The following is a 19,911-nucleotide window of genomic DNA, read 5'->3' as shown; positions in this document are numbered from 1 at the left end:
TCTTTCTTATTTTTTGAATTGGTATAGTCTAATAAAGACCTACCAAAACCCTACAGCAACAGTATATAACTTTAATTTTACCTTGTCAACAGAAAGATTGGTATAAAATATACTATACCAATTCTTTTTTAGTATAAAAGAAAAATGAAACCAACAAAAAACAGAGTAGCTAAACTACTCTGCTGTAATAAATCCAAATTGATTAAGTGGTAAAACTTTGAAAGTAACAACACCACGAATTTGACTTTCCTTGATTAGTCCAAAACTACGACTGTCATTAGTATTCTGACGATCATCATTTAAGACTAGATAATACCCTTTTGGCACTTCGTTGTATTTACCATTAGAAACAGTATTAACAGAAAAATCAGAAGTAAATGGCTGTTGGGTATCCGAAGTTGACAAATATTCGGATTTTATCTTGCTAATGTACGGTTCTTTTTTTACTTTGTTGTTAACATAAAGAATATCATCCATTACAGTCACACTTTGTCCAGCTGTTGCGACAACACGACTAATGTAAAAAATACCATCTTTCTTGTAAACGATGAAATCTTTATAGCGTGGTTCTCGATTTCGATTAACAACTACGACATCACCATTTGATAGGTATGAATTAGCGGCATCCTCATGCACTTTAAATGTTGAAAAGACAAAAATCCTCAACAAGAATATCGCTAAAATAGCAATTAAGACTAAAATAATGTTTCGAATAAAATCGCGCTTAACCATAATTTCTCCTATTCTTTGTTCTATTATATCATGTTTCTGAACATAAAAAAAGTAGGCGTGTGACTTTTGACACAAAGTAAGTAAATTAGCCTTGTTTTATCTAGATAAAAGAATAAAAAATGATAATATTTGCCCCTTCTGTGCCCCTCGCCACCATTTTGACATAAAAAAAGCCCTATCACACAGGCTGTAAAGCTTGATATGATAGGCTTTTTATTATTTAGGTTATTTTACAGTGCGGATACGCATTGTGTTTGTACCACCTGAACCGACAGGAACACCAGCGACGATAACGATGTTATCACCTGATTGAACCAATCCTGATTCAAGAGCAGCTTTTTCAGCAACTTCAAACATGTCATCAGTTGATGCAGGTTTTTCAGTTACGACTGGAATAACACCCCAGTTAATCATCAATGATTTTTGAGTTTTTTCGTCGAATGTTACAGCCAAAATGTCAGCATCTGGACGGTATTTAGAGATAAGACGAGCAGTGTTACCAGATTCAGTAAGAGCAACTACAAGTTTGATATCCATTGAGCTTGTTGCATCTTTAACTGCAGAAGCAACAACTTCTGTTTTAGAAGTACGAGCGAATGATGATGAATCAAGACGTCCGTATTCGTTAAGAAGAGCTTGAGCGTTTTTATCGATTGTAGCCATTGCACGAACTGCTTCAACTGGGTATTTACCGTTTGCAGATTCACCTGAAAGCATTGTTGCGTCAGTACCATCAATAACAGCGTTGAACACGTCAGATACTTCTGAACGAGTTGCACGTGGTTTTTCAGTCATAGATTCAAGCATGTTTGTTGCTGTGATAACTGCTTTACCAGCTGCGTTAACTTTAGTGATGATCATTTTTTGGTAAACTGGAACCATTTCAAATGGAACTTCGATACCCATGTCACCACGAGCGATCATGATACCATCAGCAGCTTCGATGATTTCGTCGATGTTTTCGATACCTTGTTGGTTTTCGATTTTAGCGAACAAACGAACGTGCCCGTTACCAGTTTCTTCACAGATTGTACGAACTTCTTCAACGTCTTTTGCAGTACGTACGAATGAAATAGCGATGAAGTTAAGACCTTGTTCAAGACCAAAACGAATATCAGCGTTATCACGTTCAGCAAGAGCTGGGAATGGGATTTTAGTGTAAGGAATGTTTACACCTTTTTGTTTAGCGATAATACCATCGTTTTCAACTTCAACAACAAATTCACGAGTTGCATCGTCTTTAGCGACAACACGAAGACCAAGTTTACCATCGTCAACAAGAACTTGTTTACCAACTTCAACGTCATCGTAGATGTCAAGGGAACCGGCAACGTTCAAAGCGATAACTTCGCGAGTTGATTTGATACCTTGTTTAGTAGCAACACGGATTTGTTCACCAGTTTTGTATGAATATTCTTTAGCTTCGCCTTCAAAAAGTTCAGTACGGATTTCAGGACCTTTAGTGTCAAGAAGGAAACCAACTTTTTGTCCAGCAATTTCTTCGGCACGACGTACAGTTGCCATACGTTCACCTTGTTCTGCATGGTCACCGTGTGAGAAGTTGAAACGGAAGACGTTTGCACCTTCTTTAATTAATTGAGCGATTTTTTGTGCTGATGCTTCAACATCAAGGCTTTCACCCCAATATCCATCTTCACCGAATTTTTTACCGCCACGGATTTCAACCGCAGGACCAAGTGTTGCAACGATTTTTACGCGTTTATTCATGATAATATGAAACTCCCTTTATTTTTAAGCCGAATGAACGACTATTAATAACAATAATTTTTAATCTAATAATATACTATATTACAAATGAGCAATGTCTCGATTTAATTGAGCAAAGTCAAGACGTGCTTTGTGTGGCATGTTGACGATAATGCTACCATCTTCTGCCAATGAGAATAGAGCACCTTCTTCTTTAGTACCAAGAATTGGGCTTTCTACTAATTCTTCGTTGTGGATACCAATGGCAAGTCCACCACGACCTTGTTGAAGCAATTCAACAGCGTGAGCACCCATCCAAGAAGCAAGAACACGATCACGAGGTGATGGGGCACCACCACGAAGGATGTGACCAAGGTTAGTTGCACGAAGGTCGCTAGTATCACCAGCTTCTTTCATCAACTCTGCAAATTTTTCAGCATGCATTACACCTTCAGCAAGAACGATAAGGTGACGTTCTTTACCTTTGTTTTCGTAACCATCTTTAACTTTTGCAACAACTTCGTTGATGTCATATTCTTCTTCAGGAATAATGATTTGGTCAGCACCTGCAGCAATACCTGCCCAAAGAGCGATATCACCAGCGTTACGTCCCATTACTTCAACAACAAATGTACGTTTGTGACTGTAAGATGTATCACGGATTTTGTCAAGAGCTTCCATAGCTGTGTTTACAGCTGTATCAAACCCAATAGTGTAATCTGTACCAGCGATATCGTTATCGATTGTACCTGGGATACCAACTGCTGGGAATCCGTGTTCTGTCAAGCGCATAGCACCGTGATAAGAACCGTCACCACCGATAACAACGACACCTTCGATATCGTGTTTTTTAAGTTGTTCGATACCAGCAAGTTGTCCTTCAAGAGTTGCAAACTCAGGGTAACGAGCTGATTGAAGGAAAGTACCACCATGTGACAAAATGTTTGAAACACTTTGAGCATCCAATGGGAAAATGTCGCCATCGACCATACCAGCATAACCACGGTTGATTCCGAAGACTTCCATTCCTTCTTTAATTGCTTTACGAACAACCGCACGAACAGCAGCATTCATACCAGGAGCGTCGCCGCCACTAGTCAAAACAGCAATACGTTTCATTTTGCTAATACTCCTTTTATTAATCTAACGGTCTTATTATAGCACATTACTTTGTAAAAAGCTTTACTTTATTTTATTTTTACTAAATTTTTATTGATAAATCGCTTTCACTGTATATGGAGTTAAAGCTTGTAAAAGCTCTTCGTCCTTTTTAACCAAATGTCTCTGACTTTGCAAGGTTTGCTTACTATCTTGATAATGCAAAATCACGGGAATATTTCCTGGATATTGTGCCAAGATTTTTGAAACTTCTCTATCATGTAAATGATTTGGAAGTAATAACCACAAGCGTTCACTACTTGTTTCTTGAACATGATTTAACACCATCTGCAAACGATTGTTGCGATTCTGAATCTTACCAGTTAAATAATAAAATCTCCCTTCTTGCAATTCGTCTTTATAACGTGTGAAGACTTCTGGAAAGAGAGTGACGTCAAATTTTTTCTGTGTGTCTGTCACATTCAGAAAAGCCATCTGCTCACCCTTGGTTTTTGTTCGAATCACACGAATCTTACTTAATTCAACAAGAATAGTCGCTTCAGTATTTTCATGCAAATCGGCTAAAGCCGTAAAAGCAACAGATGAGTTCTTGGCAATTTCAAGAAGTGGGTGTGGACTGATTCCTACTCCAAGTAATCCCTGTTCCTGACGATATTTTTCAGTATTTGGAAAGTCTTCTACTTCAATCCAATTATAAGAATTTTCGGCAAAAAGGCTACCTAGTTCATTAACGAATATGAAAAGAGGTTCCAGATTTTCAATAATCTTGCGGCGATTTTTTTCAAAATTATCAAAAGCACCGACTTCAACCAATGGTGTGATAAGTTCCTTCTTCTGGTAATTTTCAGGCAACTTGGTCAAGAAGTCCTCAATACTTGAAAATGGTCGATGATCAATAATCCAGTAACATAAATCACGTGGAAGTGCGCGTAGATTTTTCAAGCCAAGATAAATTTGACCATCAGCTATCTTATCGTTATAAGGCACTGTATTGATGTCGATTTTCTTGATGCGAAACTCTGATTCCATAGCATCCGTAATATAATCAACACTTGAATAATTCAGCATGATATCATAAAAAACTGCAGGATAGTGTGCCTTAAAGTAAGCTAGTTGAAAAGCTAATGCTGAGTAAGCAAAGGCGTGACTTCTATTAAAACCGTAGCCAGCAAATTTAGCCATGCGAGAAAATAAATCTTTAGCCGTTTTAAGCGGTCGATCAAGAGCCTGTGCACCTTTTAAGAACTCGCTTTCCATTTTTTGCATGTCTTCTGCCTTTTTCTTAGACATGGCACGACGCAACAAATCCGCTTTCCCCAGAGTGAATCCTGCATAGACCTGTGCAATCTGCATCACTTGCTCTTGATAAAGCATGATGCCATAGGTTGGTTCCAATATTTTTGCCACCAGAGGGTCAATCAAGTCAATCGCTTCTTGTCCAAAACGACGTCTAATAAAGTTTTCGGTGTAATCACTAGCCCCTGGACGGTTCAAACTCGTTGTTGCCACAATATCTTCAAATTTTTGTGGTTTAATACGTTTTAACAGATTAATGGCGCCAGCTTGTTCAAATTGAAAAATTCCTTTTGTCTTTCCTGCAGCAAATAAAGCTAGGGTTTGCTGATCTTCTAAATCAATCGATTTGATGTCAATTGTGATACCACATTCTTTAGCAACCTTTTCTTGCATGCGTTGCACAAAAGTAAGGTTACGAAGCCCAAGAAAGTCCATTTTAAGAAGACCATTAGCCTCAACCGCAGCCGCATCATATTGTGTAATCATCATATCTTCGCCAGCTTTTAATGGAATATGCTCGGTCAGATTGTCATCGCTCATAACGACACCAGCGGCGTGAATTGAAGTCTGCCGAGGATTTCCTTCGATACGTTTGGCAATCGCAAAGGCTTTTTGATACTCGATTTTAGAATTAATAATTTGACGGAAAGATAAGTTCTTTTCATAAACTGTAGTCAAATTATCTCTAAAACTGATTTTTTTAGTGATATTAGTCAATTCATGCTCTGGTGCACCGAATCGTTTAAAAACATCACGAATAGCTTGTTTAGCACCAAAAGTTGAAAAAGTCACAATTTGAGCCGAATGAAGACTACCGTAACGATTACGAACATAATGAAGAAACTCACTACGATAAACATCTGGTAGGTCAATATCAATATCAGGCATGCTATACCGTTCTTCATTTAGAAAACGTTCAAAGAGCAGATTGTTCTTCACTGGGTCAATACCAGTAATATCAAGAGCATAGGAAACTAAACTTCCCGCAGCAGAACCGCGTCCCATTCCCATGTAATAGCCTCGACTGCGACCAAAACGCAACAAATCCCAAACGATAAGGAAGTAATCATCAAATTCCATCTTGTGAATGACTGAAAGTTCTTTTCTTAATCGTTCTTGGTACTCTGGCAACCAAAGATTTTTAGCCTTAAGCCCTGCTTCAGTTAATTCTATCAATTCCTCCTGCGCAGGTTTTTGACGATTAAAGCGTGGTAATTTTAGTTCGCTATTAAAGTCATAGTGAATATCAGCGACTAATTTTTCTAAGTTTTCTAGAGCTTGTGGAAATTTTTGCTCAAAAGCTTGTGTTAAGATATCACAAGCCATCAACTGCTGTCCTTGCGGTGCAGCCGGCGCATCCTTCAAGCTAATATTATCTCGAATAGCATGAAGCATGTGAAGCGTTTCGACTTCGTTAGTATTAAAATACCGTACTGTATGGAGTGGGATTAAAGGCTTGGCATAATCCTTTTCTTCTGAGTGGACATTTACTCCGATATAATACTCAAAAGGAAGCAACAGGCTCTCTAAACCATCAAAATACGGGATAATAACCACTAAGCCTGACAAGTAATCCTTTAAATCCTCTAGCTGAATCCCAGAGGTCATCTGACAGCTAGACACTTTCATCAAGTTTTTGTAACCTGTCGTATCACGCGCAATTAGGTACACACTTAAGGAAAGATTTCCCTGTAAAATAAGCGTCAACTCAAGACCTAAAACAGGGCGTAAGCCTTCGCTTTTAGCTTTTGTAATAAAATGAAAGGCGGCATAGAGATTATCTTTGTCCATAATCCCAATGGTTTGGTAGCCTAATACTTTTGCTTCTTTGACATAGCCCTCTAAGTCAATTAAGCTATCCATAAAAGAATAAACAGTCTTGGTATCTAATTGGGCAAACATAAAAGCACTCCTTTCTCCGATTGATTTCTGTATCTATTATACACTAAAAATGGTGGTCATTTGACTTTAACCCGAAATTAGATGTCTCAATGATTGATTTCTTGACATTTCAAACTTATTTTTGTACCATTTATTTAGTACAAGACTTCTTTCAAGACTTCTTCTAATTAAGACAATTAAGACTTCTTTAAATTTTAATAGAAAGGGGTTATCGTATGTCCTGGAAATTTGATGAAAAATCACCTATTTATGTCCAAATTGCACAACATATTAAGATGCAAATCATCAGTCAAGAAATCAAAAGCGGTGATCAACTCCCAACCGTTCGCGAATTAGCTGAAGAAGCTGGTGTCAATCCCAACACAATGCAACGCGCTTTTTCAGAACTAGAACGCGAAGGCATGGTTTACTCTCAACGAACTTCTGGCCGCTTTGTTACAGATGACACTGACCTCATCATGCAAAAACGTCGCGAAGTTGCTGAGGCAGAATTGCAATCATTTGTTAATAACATGCAAAAAATAGGATTTGAAATCGACGATATTGTGACTACACTAGAATCGTATATTAAGGAGAAAAAATAGGATGAGTCAATTACTCCAACTACATCACGTTACCAAAAAATACAAAAAACATGTAGCTGTTGACGATGTGACACTTAGTTTACCTGCCGGTAAGATTATTGGCTTACTAGGCCCAAATGGAAGCGGAAAAACGACACTAATTAAACTAATCAATGGACTTCTTCACCCAACAACTGGAGAAATCGTCATTGATGGTTACCGTCCTTCAGTTGACACTAAAAAAATCATTTCATATCTTCCAGATACTTCTTACCTCAGAGAAGATATGAAAATCAAGGATGCCCTTGCTTTCTTCGAAGATTTTTACGAAGACTTCTCTCGTGAAAAAGCTGAACACCTTTTAGAAGATTTAGAGCTTAATCCAAATGACATCCTCAAAAATCTATCAAAAGGGAATAAAGAAAAAGTGCAGCTAATCTTGGTCATGAGCCGACAAGCGAAACTTTATATTCTTGATGAACCAATCGGGGGTGTTGACCCAGCCGCGCGTGACTACATTTTACGCACTATCATCAATAATTACTGTGAAGAGGCTTCTGTTGTTATCTCAACGCACTTAATTTCAGAAATCGAACCAATCCTTGATGAAATCATTTTCCTTAAGGACGGAAAAATTATTTTGCAAGGCAATACGGATGATATTCGTGAAGAGCACGGTCAATCCATTGATTCACTCTTCCGTGAGACTTACAAAGCTTAGGGAGGAATTATGTTTTCAAAACTTTTAAAATACGAACTAAAATCTGTCGGTAAATGGTACTTCACACTTAATGCATCAATTATCGCTATTTCCATCTTCCTTGGCTTTAGCATCAAGACACTTACAGACTATGCTGAAAACTATACAACAAGTAATGCTAATCATTACACACAACTTATTCCAATCATCTTATCAATCATGTTTGGTGTTGTGGTTGCCAGTGCTTGGATTGCTACACTAGCTATCATCGTGCGACGTTTTTATAAAAATATCTTTGGTCGCGAAGGTTACCTTACTTTAACCTTGCCAGTATCTACTCACCAAATCATTTTATCTAAATTAATTGCTTCACTGATTTGGACAGCCTTTAACGCAATCGTGGTTACCATTGGAGTGACCTTACTTGTCATACCGATTTTTGGCCTAGGTCATTTCTTAGCCTTCCTACCACAATTCGATAAAGTACTCACTCTTTCTGAATGGGGAATTGGTTTTCTTTGGTTAGCAATCTCTTCTATTTCAGGAATTTTGCTCATCTACTTAGCTATTACAATCGGGCAATTATTTGCTAATAGACGTGCTCTTATGGCATTCGTTGCCTACTTCGTCGTTTCATTCATTGTTTTATTAGTGTCTGAAATTCTCGGAAGCCACGAACTAAATAGTGACCTTACTATCCATTTCTTTATCTATTCTTGTATTGAGTGCTTTATCGAAGGTACCATCTTCTACTTAGCAACACATTACTTGCTTAAAAACAAAATTAATATTCAATAAATATTATAGCCACCAAATTCTGGTGGCTATTTTTATATCTGGAATTGTGTCTGGGTGAAAGGCAAAACGTAAAAATAAAAAAACGTTGATATATCAACGTTTTGCGTAACTTTGCTAAACTATGAAAAGCTTTTATGGAGCCGGTGGGAGTCGAACCCACGTCCAAACACCTGCCAATACATTCGTCTACAACCATAGGTTATGTCTTTGATTTAACTTAAGCTCGATACATAACTCAAACCTAGATTAAGCGAGCCTATAAATCTCTTTTTGACTAGCTAGGCAATAATCAAACGTAGCTTGCTAATCAATGAAACCTCTAGCAAAACACAAGCAATCCTGTAGAGATCACGCGAGCTGGTTTTTAGGCAGCTACAGCGTAAGAATTTGTATTTTTTGCAGTTATATTTAACTGGCATTTTTACATCTGCCGATGAGTCGCAGAATGTACCTCATAATGCCTGTCGAATCCGTAACGACCCCAGATATTATAAAGTAGTCAAAAGCTACATTTGTTATTATAGCAAATAATATTTAAAATAGCAAAAAAGAAATTCTTATGATATGATAAGAATTATGAAAATGAAGATATTCGACCACTATGCCTTTTGGCAGCGACTGATCAAGTTTCTGGGAGTATTAGCCTTGCTGGGAACGTTTGTTTTAGTCATCTGGTTCTACCATTTAGGGATTCTAAACGATAGTAATGCACTCAAAGATTTTGTTAATCAGCACAGTGTCTGTGGGCCTTTAGTTTTTATCTTAGTGCAAATCTTTCAAGTTGTCTTCCCAGTGATTCCAGGTGGTGTCACAACAGTTGCTGGGTTTTTAATTTTTGATCCAATCCTAGCCTTCTTTTATAACTATGTGGGTATTGTGATTGGTAGTATCATTCTATTTATTCTTGTTAGGCTATATGGTCGCAAGTTTATTCTACTTTTTGTCGATGAGAAGACTTTTTACAAATACGAAGCGAAGCTTAATACTCAAAATTATGAAAACCTCTTCATCATTTGCATGTTATCACCCATTTCACCAGCCGATATCGTGGTGATGATAACTGGATTATCTCATATTTCATTAAAACGTTTCACCTTCATTATCCTACTAACCAAGCCAATTTCAATTATTTCTTATAGTTATATCTGGATTTTTGGAGGAAATATCCTAAAATTACTATTAGGTCACTAAAGCCTGAGCTTAGCTCGGCTTTTTCTTTTCTCATTACAACTGTAATTTTTCAAAAAAATTTCATGTAAACATTTTCACAGTATTGAAAAATTCTTACATAGTAGTAGACTTATAACGAAGGAGTTTACTAATGAAGTTATACGTTCAATTTATGATAATTCTCATCTTTTCATTTATTGGGGAGGCTATTTCTAATTTACTCAATTTACCTGTTCCTGGTAGCATTATTGGGTTAGTGCTACTTTTTCTTGCCCTGGAATTCAAGGTAATTCGTTTGAGACACATAGATGTTGTGGGAAATTTCCTGCTCAATAATATGACCATTCTATTCTTGCCTGCAGCTGTCGGAATCATAGATCGATTCAATGATATCAAGGATTATTTGCTCCCTATCACCATTATCATCCTTGTAGCCATCTTTTTGAATGTTGCTACTATTGGTTTTGTTGTTCAATTTATCAAAACACGCTTTGAGGGAGACTATGTTGATAAAGGAGGTCATCATGACTAATATTCTTACAAACCCAATCTTTGGTATCATGCTATCAATCCTAGCATACCTTATGGGCATGCTTATTTTTAGGCGTTTTCCACACCCAATTACTACCCCTTTACTATTAGCAACCTTTTTTATTATTGCCTTTTTAAAGATTACTAAGATTTCCTACCATGATTATTACATTGGCGGAAGTTATCTTAACACATTGATTGTTCCATCAACAGTAGCGCTCGGTATTCCACTTTATCGCTCATTCCACTTGATGAAACATCACATCAGAAGTATCCTAACTGGTATTCTTGCTGCTTGTATCGTCAACACGACTTTTACCGCTCTTGTTGCGAAAACATTTGGTATTAAATATTTGCTAGCTATTTCATTATTCCCTAAATCAGTAACAACTGCAATGGCTGTTGGAATCACTGAAAAAATGGGAGGTATCACAACTGTAACACTTGTTGTCGTTGTTATTACTGGAATTTTGACAAGTGTTCTTGGACCCGTTTTTTTAAAACTCTTAAAAATCGAAGATCCTGTTGCTATCGGGCTTAGTCTTGGAGGAACAGGGCACGCAATCGGTACTGGAACAGCTCTAAAATACGGTCTCGTTGAAGGAGCGATGGGCGGACTTGCTATCGGAGTTACCGGAATTGTTTACGTTATTATCAGTCCAATCGTAGCTCAAATTATTTTAAAATAAGCTTTTTTATAAGTGTCTGTGGTAAAAATCACAGGCTTTTTATTTACCCTTAAACTGCTCGTAACGCTATCCAATATTAACTTGCGGCAAGCTCCCTTAAATAGCTCTGAAGACTTCACAGAAAGGCTTTTATGAGCATATACAAAAAGAAAAAGCCAAGAACTGGCTTTTCTAATCGGTATAACACTCCACCCTAAGGGAATCGAACCCCCATTTCAAGAACCGGAATCTTGCGTGATATCCATTACACTAAGAGTGGCAACTACTATATTATACCATATTGAAACAAAAAGAAAAGACTTGGAAATCAAGTCTTTTCTCATTTATAATTACAATTCAATGTCGCCAAACAAGTCAGCCATTGAGAATCCAGTTTGAGTTTCTGGAAGTTCGTAATCACGTTTAGCTTCACGTTTTGGACGACGTGGACGTGATTGACGTTTTTCTTCGTTTTCAGCTTGTGCTGGACGTTCTTCAAGAGCTTTGATTGAAAGTGATACACGTTCTGCAGCAGCGTTAACATCAAGAACTTTAACGTTAACTTCTTGACCTACTGAAAGAACATCTTTTGGATTTTCAACACGTTTGTGTGAGATTTGTGAGATATGAACAAGTCCATCGATACCAGGCAATACTTCAACGAAAGCACCAAAGTCAGTCAAACGTTTAACTTTACCTTCAACAACATCACCAGCAGCAAGTTTTTGTTCTACACCATCCCATGGTCCAGGTGTTGTAGCTTTAAGTGAAAGTGATACACGACCTGCTTCTTCGTCGATTGAAAGAACTTTAACTTCAACTTCTTCACCAACAGAAACAACTGATTTAGGTGAAACGTTGCGTTCGTGTGACAATTCAGTTACGTGAACAAGTCCGTCAACACCACCAAGATCGATGAAAGCACCGAAGCTTGTCAAGCGAGCAACTTTACCTTTAACGATTGCGCCTTCTTCAAGTTTAGAGAAGACTTCTTTACGAGCTGCAGCAGCTTTTTCTTCAACAACTTCACGACGTGAAAGGATGAAGCGGTTTTCAGCTGGAACAACTTCTTTGATTTTAGCTTCGAATTCTTGACCAACGAATTTTTCAGTGTTACGTACGAAACGTGTATCAATCATTGAAGCAGGGATGAATCCGCGAAGTCCTTCAAATTCAACTGAAAGACCACCTTTAACAGCGCGTGTACCTTTAACAGTAACAACTTCGCCTTCGCGACCAACAAGTTTATCCCAAGCTTTGCGAGCTTCCAAGCGTTTTTTAGAGACAAGGAAAGTAACTGTATCAGTATCTTTACCTACTACTTGACGAAGAACAAGTACTTCAACTGTGTCGCCAGTTTTAACAAAATCGTTAATATCAGCATCGCGATCGTTAGTTAATTCACGAAGTGTAAGAACACCTTCAACACCTGTTCCTTCGATAACAACGTTTGCTTGATCATTATCAACAGTTAAAACTTCCGCAGTGACAACATCACCAGGGTTTACTTCGCTAACACTGTTTAGCAAATCTTCAAATTCATTCATTCTAAAAAATCCTCCAACAAAAGCTAGCTTAAGCTAGCTTTTGACAACAATAATATTTCTCAAGGTAACCCGCAACGACAACAACTTTTATCTTTGACGGTGTCAAGCCGAAACTCGATACCTTTGACTGGGGTAGCTGGATTCGAACCAACGCATGAGGGAGTCAAAGTCCCTTGCCTTACCGCTTGGCTATACCCCAAAAACAAGGTTCAATTAATTCTAAGATAAGATCTTAGGAATGGAAGGGGAGGGATTCGAACCCCCGAACCCGAAGGAGCGGATTTACAGTCCGCCGCGTTTAGCCTCTTCGCTACCCTTCCGTTACGACAAAAACTATTCTAGCATAGTTTTTGTTCTCTGACAAGTACTTTTCGCTATTTTTTAGCGATTTAAGTTGTAATTTTCAATAATACTTTCAATTGCTTGCTCTAAAGTTTTGAAAAGTGCTTCCACTTCTCCATTTTTGACAACGGCAAATTTGTTATCAAGCTCAGCAATTTCACCGATAACTTTTTTTCCAGCAGTCAAATTATAACCATCGACATTAGCATTATTGATGGCAACTTTGGCGTCAGCAAGTTGAATTTCGATTTTTTTATCTTTTTTGCTCATTTTTCCACCTCACGCTATTCATTTTACCGAAAAACAAAAAAGCTTGCAAGAGCAAGCTTTAATTTATTAGTCAACTTTGTAAATCCAGCCTTCTGGAGCTTCAATGTCACCGAATTGGATACCGACAAGCTCGTCGTACAATTTACGAGTAACAGGTCCTACTTCTGTTTCACTGTAGAAGATATGGAAGTCATCACCGTGTTGAACACCACCGATTGGTGAAATAACAGCTGCTGTACCACAGGCACCTGCTTCAACGAATTTATCCAATTCATCAAGTCTAACATCACCTTGGATAGCTTTCATGCCAAAACGGTGTTCTGCCAAATAAAGAAGTGAGTATTTTGTGATAGATGGCAAGATTGATGGACTAAGTGGTGTGATAAACTCATTATCAGCTGTAATACCAAAGAAGTTTGCAGAGCCGACTTCTTCAATCTTAGTGTGTGTCGCAGGATCTAGGTAAATAACATCAGAGAACTTACGGTCGTGAGCCATTTTACCTGGAAGAAGACTTGAGGCATAGTTACCACCTACTTTTGCAGCACCTGTACCATGTGGAGCAGCACGGTCATATTCGTCTTGAATCAAGAAATTAGTTGGTACCAAACCACCTTTGAAGTAGTTACCAACAGGCATTGCGAAAATAGTGAAAATGTATTCATCTGCAGGGTGAACACCAATAATGTCACCAACACCAATCAAAAGAGGACGTAGATAAAGTGTTGCACCAGTGCCGTATGGTGGTACAAATTCTTCATTAGCACGAACGACTTGTTTTGCAGCATCAATAAATTTTTCTGTAGGCACTTGTGGCATAAGAAGACGATCTGCAGTGCGTTGCAAACGTTCAGCGTTCATATTTGGGCGGAACAATTGTACTGAACCATCTTTTGTACGATAGGCTTTCAACCCTTCAAAGGCTTGTTGACCATAGTGCAAAGCTGGTGATGCTTCAGAAATGTGGAGCATTGAATCTTCTGTTAATTTTCCTTCATCCCATTTACCATCTTTGTAGTAAGAGATGTAACGAAATGGTAATTTACGATAGGCAAAGCCTAGATTATCCCAGTCTAAATCTACTGTCATAACTATTCCTCTTTCTTTGTTTTTATCCTATTGTACGCTTTTTAAATCTTTTTTCAAGTACTTTTTCATAAAATTCTGAAAATTTGTTCAAAAAATAAATCGGAGAAAATCTCCGATTTATTATCGCTATTTAATTCTTGCGCTAAAGACACCTTCATCTGAAATTTTATCTGAGATAAAGGAACCATTACTTGTGCGTTCTGACAAGGTCAAATCTTCAAGAATGGCTTGATAATGATTGCCTTTATTTGAATAAACTTCTAAGGTTTCGATTTTATCTGAATCTAACGTCTCAATAGTGAATAAATCAATATTTTGCACGTCATTTGAGGCATGGACTGGTCCTGCCATAAAGACGCGATGTGGTTTTGATTTGAGTTCACGAAGGACTTGCAAGCCTCGATTAGCACGACTTGTTGCTGGAATTAGCTCAGTTGTCATACGTTTAAGGCTACCACGTTGTGTCAAGATAAAGAAGCTTTCTGTATTGGCGATAAAGGCTGACACGACAAAATCCTCATCCTTAAGGTTAATTGATTTAACCCCTGCCGCTTTGGCACCAACTACTGGCACTTCGTCAATATTGAAATGCAAGGCATAGCCATTATGCGTAATGATCATGACATCATCAAGTGCAATTGGCGCAATAGTCACGACCATATCATCGTCTTTTTTCAACTTAGCATACTTAACAGCTTTTGATTTGTAGGTGCGCCATGGCGTGAATTCTTTGCGTTCAAAGCGTTTGATTTGACCATATTTTGTGGCTGCAAAATAAGTTTGCGGTCCAAAGTCATCGACAATTTCAGCATACAAGACATACTCGTCTGTCGCAAAATCAGTGATGGTTTGTGATAAATGTTCCCCAATATCTTTCCAGCGAATATCTGTCAATTCATGGACTGGACGATAGATGACATTGCCAAGATTTGTAAAAATCAACAAATGTTGAGTTGTCTTAGCTTGTGAGACGAAGACCAGTTCATCATCATCACGTTTACCAATTTCTTCAACCGTAGAAGCATTGTAAGAACGCGGACTTGTACGTTTGATGTAACCACCTTTTGTCACACTGACATAAGTATCTTCTTCGACAATCAAGCTTGCCACATCGATTTCAATCGTTTGTGCTTCGGCTTGCAATTCTGTCAAACGTGGGTTAGCGAATTTCTTCTTAACTTCACGTAGTTCACGTTTCATGACATTGTACATAGTACGTTCGTCACCGATAATTGCTTTAAGCATAGTGATGCGTTCACGAAGCTCTGCTTCTTCATTTTCAAGCGTCACAATATCAGTATTTGTCAAACGGTACAATTGCAAAGTCACAATAGCTTCAGCTTGTTCTTCTGAAAATTCATAGCTGACTTTGAGGTTTTCTTTAGCGTCAGCTTTATTTTCAGACGCACGAATAAGCGCAATAACCTCATCCAGAATTGAAATAACACGAATCAAGCCTTCCACGATGTGAAGACGTTTTTCAGCTTTTTCCTTGTCAAATTTTGAACGGGCAACGATGATTTCCTTACGGTGAGCAATGTAACTTGTCAACATCGGAATGATACCCACTTGGCGTGGTGTATAGTTGTCAATAGCAACCATGTTGAAGTTATAGTTGACTTGCAAGTCAGTGTATTTCAACAAATAGTTGAGAATCGTTTGCTCGTCTGCATCTTTTTTAAGTTCGATAGCAATACGAAGTCCATCACGGTCTGACTCATCACGAACTTCTGCAATGCCAGGGACTTTATTGTTGACACGAACATCGTCAATTTTCTTAACGAGTACGGCTTTATTGACTTCATAAGGAATTTCAGTGACGACGATTTGTTTTTTGCCGCCACGAAGACTTTCAATGTCCGTTCGTGAACGAACAACAACACGTCCTTTACCAGTTTCGTAAGCCTTACGAATACCATCCTTACCTTGGATAATCGCCCCAGTAGGGAAATCAGGTCCTGGCAAGAATTCCATCAATTTATCTAATTTTGCATTTGGATGGTCGATAAGGTAAACAACTGCATCAATGACTTCAGCCAAGTTGTGTGGCGGAATATCAGTTGCATATCCAGCTGAAATACCTGTTGCACCATTAACTAAAAGGTTAGGAAAGGCAGCTGGCAAAACCGTTGGTTCTTTTTCGGTATCATCAAAGTTCCAAGCAAACGGAACAGTATTTTTTTCAATATCGTGAAGCAAGTAGCCAGCAATCTCTGACAAACGTGCTTCAGTGTAACGCATGGCTGCCGGTGGATCACCGTCCATAGAACCATTGTTACCATGCATTTCAATCAAGGTTTCACGATTTTTCCAATCCTGACTCATTCGCACCATAGCGTCATAAATAGAGGAATCACCGTGTGGGTGGAAATTACCCATAACGTTACCGACAGATTTTGCCGATTTACGAAAACCCTTATCAAAAGTATTGCCGTCCTTGTTCATCGAATAAAGGATACGACGTTGAACAGGCTTCAAACCATCACGAATATCTGGCAAAGCCCGCTCTTGAATAATATATTTGGAATATCGTCCGAAACGATCCCCCATAATGTCTTCAAGAGACATATTTTGAACATTTGACATAATTATTATCCTTTACTTTTCACGTCAAAAAATTTATGGATTCATCACAAGCAATTAAAACACTGTATTTTCTTCCAAGGTGAATTTAACATTGTCTTCAATCCATTTGCGGCGTGGTTCAACTTTGTCACCCATAAGGACATTGACACGGCGTTCGGCACGCGCCAAATCATCAATAGTCACACGAATAAGCGTACGTGTTTCAGGGTTCATGGTTGTTTCCCACAATTGGTCAGCGTTCATCTCACCAAGACCTTTGTAACGTTGGAGTTGAGCTCCTTTACCAAATTTTTGACGTAATTCTTCTAACTCACCATCTGTCCAAGCGTACTCAACTTGCTCTTTCTTGCCTTTACCTTTAGACATTTTATACAAAGGTGGCAAAGCGATATAGACATGACCTGTTTCCACAAGCGGACGCATGTAACGGTAAAAGAAAGTTAGTAACAATGTCTGAATGTGAGCACCATCGGTATCCGCATCGGTCATGATAATAATCTTATCGTAGTTTGAATTTTCAACTTTAAAATCTGCACCGACGCCTGCACCAATTGTGTAAATCATGGTATTGATTTCTTCGTTTTTCACAATGTCAGACATCTTAGCTTTTGCTGTATTTAAGACTTTACCACGCAATGGCAAAATAGCTTGGAATTTACGGTCACGTCCTTGTTTAGCTGAACCGCCGGCAGAATCCCCTTCGACCAGATAAAGCTCATTTTTCTTAGGATTCTTAGACTGTGCTGGTGTCAATTTACCAGAAAGGAGTCCTTTGTCTTTCTTGTTCTTCTTACCATTACGAGATTCGTCACGCGCTTTACGAGCTGCTTCTCTGGCATCACGCGCTTTAATCGCCTTACGAACAAGGTTAGACGCCACTTCACCATTTTCCAAAAGGAAGAAAGTGAGTTTTTCAGAGACAATACTGTCTACAATCGGACGTGCTAGAGGACTACCGAGTTTATCTTTAGTTTGTCCTTCGAATTGCAAGTGTTCTTCTGGAACCAAGATTGAAAGCACTGCAGATAGCCCTTCACGGTAATCTGACCCTTCAAGGTTCTTATCTTTTTCTTTCAAAAGGCCTGACTTGCGAGCGTAGTCATTCATCGCCTTAGTAATGGCAGATTTCAATCCTGTCTCGTGTGTTCCACCATCTTTAGTACGAACATTGTTAACAAAAGAAAGGATATTATCTGAGAATCCGTCATTGTATTGAAGTGCAACTTCAACTTGGAAACCTTGGTCTTCACCAGTCACCCAAATCACAGGTGTTAATGTTTCTTTGTCTTCGTTAAGGTATTCAACAAAGTCCTGAACTCCATTTTCATAATGGAATTCCAGATGTTCTGCTTCTTCTGGACGATTATCCGTCAACGTCAATGTAACATTCTTAAGCAAAAAGGCAGATTCTTTTAAGCGCTCAGCAATGGTGTTAAATTTAAAGTCAGTCGTTGAGAAAATCGTATCATCAGGCATGAATGTTACCATAGTACCTGACTTAGATTTTGATGCTGTTCCAATCTTTTTAAGGGTTGTCACGGGTTTACCACCATTTTCAAAACGTTGTTTGTAAACCACACCATCACGAGTAATTTCGACTTCAAGCCATCTTGAGAGGGCATTAACAACTGAAGACCCCACACCGTGAAGCCCACCAGATGTTTTATAACCACCTTGACCGAATTTACCACCTGCATGAAGCACAGTGAAGATAACTTCTACAGTTGGAATCCCCATAGCGTGCTTACCAGTTGGCATCCCACGTCCTTGGTCTTTTACGGTCACACTACCATCTTGATTAAGAATAACATCAATCTGAGTACCAAAGCCAGAAAGAGCTTCATCGACGGCATTGTCAACAATCTCCCAAACTAAATGATGTAGTCCTGTCGCATCTGTTGAACCGATGTACATTCCGGGGCGTTTACGTACGGCATCTAGCCCCTCTAACACTTGAATGGCATCGTCATTATAATTATTTATATTAATTTCTTTTTTAGCCAAAAGCGACCTCCAAATAATTCATCTTTTTTATCTTACAAGTTTTTTCAAATTTTTGCAAAAAAAAAATCAAATCGAATAAGGATTTTACAAGGAAAATCACTAATTTTTTCATGAAATAGTATAACAAATTTAAAGCGTTATCACAAATTTAACTTGATTCTTCAAGTTATTTATTTTTCAAATTTTACCTTTTCATAAGAACTGATTATGTTATAATGAAAACATGAAAATTTTAGTTATGATTGTGATTGCATACTTGTTGGGGTCAATCCCAACTGGTCTATGGATTGGAAAATTCTTCTATCATGTCAACCTCAGAGAACATGGTAGCGGTAATACTGGGACAACCAATACTTTTCGAGTTTTAGGTGTCAAAGCAGGAATTGTAACATTTGTGATTGATATGCTAAAAGGAACCCTGGCAGCACTCCTTCCTCTTATCTTTAGCGTTAATGGTGTGTCACCTGTTCTTATTGGTTTATTTGCCATTATTGGTCATACCTTCCCGCTATTTGCACAGTTTAAAGGTGGTAAGGCAGTTGCGACAAGTGCTGGTGTTCTTCTTGGATACGCACCGCTATTTCTTCTTTTCCTTGCCCTTATCTTTGTCATCACCCTTTACCTCTATAGCATGATTTCATTGTCTAGTGTTGTTGCTGCAAGCGCTGCTGTGGTTAGTGTGCTTGTCTTTCCAGCATTTGGTTTCTTGCTTAATCACTATGATTTGCTCTTTACATTATTGATTATCATTATTGCAGGCATCATCATTGTACGACACAAAGACAATATTACTCGTATTAAAAATCATGAAGAAAACCTCGTTCCTTGGGGAATGAATTTAAGTCATCAAGAACAAAAAAGAAATTAGCAAAATGCTAATTCTTTTT

The 19,911-nt window shown here is 38.2% G+C and carries 16 protein-coding genes, 3 tRNA genes and 1 other RNA gene; 7 read left to right on the top strand and 13 right to left on the bottom strand.

Features of this window, described 5'->3' with window-relative positions; translation table 11 throughout:
- Nucleotides 1–174: 174 nt before the first annotated feature.
- The 4 genes from lepB to DQN23_RS03905 form a co-directional block, all read right to left on the bottom strand.
- Complete coding sequence (gene lepB, locus DQN23_RS03920) at nt 175–732, bottom strand: signal peptidase I (RefSeq protein ID WP_043895016.1); 558 nt, start codon at nt 730–732, stop codon at nt 175–177.
- Between the two features lie 225 nt (nt 733–957).
- A complete protein-coding gene (pyk, locus tag DQN23_RS03915; protein WP_020916608.1) occupies nt 958–2,460 on the bottom strand; it encodes a pyruvate kinase in 1,503 nt (500 codons plus the stop codon).
- Nucleotides 2,461–2,541: 81 nt separating this feature from the next.
- Nucleotides 2,542–3,558, bottom strand: a complete 1,017-nt coding sequence (gene pfkA, locus DQN23_RS03910) for a 6-phosphofructokinase (protein ID WP_020916607.1) — start codon at nt 3,556–3,558, stop codon at nt 2,542–2,544.
- Nucleotides 3,559–3,648: 90 nt separating this feature from the next.
- Nucleotides 3,649–6,756 (bottom strand): DNA polymerase III subunit alpha, encoded by a 3,108-nt coding sequence (locus DQN23_RS03905; RefSeq protein WP_111712772.1) that lies wholly within the window; start codon nt 6,754–6,756, stop codon nt 3,649–3,651.
- 215 nt (nt 6,757–6,971) lie between these two features.
- Between DQN23_RS03905 and DQN23_RS03900 the strand changes: the two genes are divergently transcribed.
- The 3 genes from DQN23_RS03900 to DQN23_RS03890 are packed head-to-tail and all read left to right on the top strand — an operon-like array spanning nt 6,972 to nt 8,817.
- Entirely contained in the window at nt 6,972–7,340 is a 369-nt protein-coding gene (locus DQN23_RS03900) for a GntR family transcriptional regulator (RefSeq protein ID WP_006532025.1), read from the top strand.
- Nucleotide 7,341: 1 nt separating this feature from the next.
- Nucleotides 7,342–8,040 (top strand): ABC transporter ATP-binding protein, encoded by a 699-nt coding sequence (locus DQN23_RS03895; protein WP_111712771.1) that lies wholly within the window; start codon nt 7,342–7,344, stop codon nt 8,038–8,040.
- A 9-nt stretch (nt 8,041–8,049) separates the two neighbouring features.
- Nucleotides 8,050–8,817, top strand: coding sequence for an ABC transporter permease (locus DQN23_RS03890; protein ID WP_111712770.1), 768 nt, complete (start codon nt 8,050–8,052; stop codon nt 8,815–8,817).
- Between the two features lie 132 nt (nt 8,818–8,949).
- Here DQN23_RS03890 and ssrA read toward each other — a convergent pair.
- Nucleotides 8,950–9,300: a transfer-messenger RNA gene (gene ssrA, locus DQN23_RS03885) on the bottom strand.
- Between the two features lie 93 nt (nt 9,301–9,393).
- Between ssrA and DQN23_RS03880 the strand changes: the two genes are divergently transcribed.
- The 3 genes from DQN23_RS03880 (at nt 9,394) to DQN23_RS03870 (ending at nt 11,207) form a co-directional block, all read left to right on the top strand.
- On the top strand, nt 9,394–10,008 hold the full coding sequence (locus DQN23_RS03880; RefSeq protein ID WP_043895222.1) for a TVP38/TMEM64 family protein: 615 nt from the start codon (nt 9,394–9,396) through the stop codon (nt 10,006–10,008).
- Between the two features lie 130 nt (nt 10,009–10,138).
- A complete protein-coding gene (locus tag DQN23_RS03875; protein ID WP_111712769.1) occupies nt 10,139–10,519 on the top strand; it encodes a CidA/LrgA family protein in 381 nt (126 codons plus the stop codon).
- On the top strand, nt 10,512–11,207 hold the full coding sequence (locus DQN23_RS03870) for an LrgB family protein (protein ID WP_111712768.1): 696 nt from the start codon (nt 10,512–10,514) through the stop codon (nt 11,205–11,207). Before DQN23_RS03875 ends, DQN23_RS03870 begins: the two co-directional genes overlap by 8 nt.
- A gap of 187 nt (nt 11,208–11,394) precedes the next feature.
- Here DQN23_RS03870 and DQN23_RS03865 read toward each other — a convergent pair.
- The 8 genes from DQN23_RS03865 to parE form a co-directional block, all read right to left on the bottom strand.
- Nucleotides 11,395–11,466 (bottom strand) — tRNA-Arg (locus tag DQN23_RS03865).
- A 70-nt stretch (nt 11,467–11,536) separates the two neighbouring features.
- A complete protein-coding gene (rpsA, locus tag DQN23_RS03860) occupies nt 11,537–12,733 on the bottom strand; it encodes a 30S ribosomal protein S1 (protein WP_009854084.1) in 1,197 nt (398 codons plus the stop codon).
- Between the two features lie 127 nt (nt 12,734–12,860).
- Nucleotides 12,861–12,932, bottom strand: a tRNA-Gln gene (locus tag DQN23_RS03855).
- Between the two features lie 40 nt (nt 12,933–12,972).
- A tRNA-Tyr gene (locus DQN23_RS03850) sits at nt 12,973–13,053 on the bottom strand.
- A 61-nt stretch (nt 13,054–13,114) separates the two neighbouring features.
- Nucleotides 13,115–13,345 carry a DUF2969 domain-containing protein gene (locus DQN23_RS03845; protein WP_039697048.1) on the bottom strand — a complete coding sequence of 77 codons (231 nt, stop codon included), beginning with the start codon at nt 13,343–13,345 and terminating at the stop codon, nt 13,115–13,117.
- A gap of 66 nt (nt 13,346–13,411) precedes the next feature.
- The gene (locus tag DQN23_RS03840; protein ID WP_111712767.1) at nt 13,412–14,434 is read right to left on the bottom strand and encodes a branched-chain amino acid aminotransferase; all 1,023 of its coding nucleotides are present in this window, start codon (nt 14,432–14,434) and stop codon (nt 13,412–13,414) included.
- Nucleotides 14,435–14,560: 126 nt separating this feature from the next.
- On the bottom strand, nt 14,561–17,020 hold the full coding sequence (gene parC, locus DQN23_RS03835; RefSeq protein ID WP_111712766.1) for a DNA topoisomerase IV subunit A: 2,460 nt from the start codon (nt 17,018–17,020) through the stop codon (nt 14,561–14,563).
- Between the two features lie 54 nt (nt 17,021–17,074).
- On the bottom strand, nt 17,075–19,024 hold the full coding sequence (gene parE, locus DQN23_RS03830; protein ID WP_111712765.1) for a DNA topoisomerase IV subunit B: 1,950 nt from the start codon (nt 19,022–19,024) through the stop codon (nt 17,075–17,077).
- Nucleotides 19,025–19,247: 223 nt separating this feature from the next.
- Here parE and plsY point away from each other — a divergent pair, with 223 nt between their 5' ends.
- Nucleotides 19,248–19,892: a glycerol-3-phosphate 1-O-acyltransferase PlsY gene (plsY, locus tag DQN23_RS03825; protein ID WP_111712764.1), complete on the top strand. Its 645-nt coding sequence runs from the start codon at nt 19,248–19,250 to the stop codon at nt 19,890–19,892.
- The last annotated feature ends 19 nt before the right edge of the window (nt 19,893–19,911 follow it).

It is taken from the genome of Streptococcus lutetiensis (genome assembly GCF_900475675.1).
Taxonomy (GTDB): domain Bacteria; phylum Bacillota; class Bacilli; order Lactobacillales; family Streptococcaceae; genus Streptococcus; species Streptococcus lutetiensis.
Note: the sequence above shows the minus strand (reverse complement) of the source record. Positions and strands in the feature narration are given on the sequence as shown.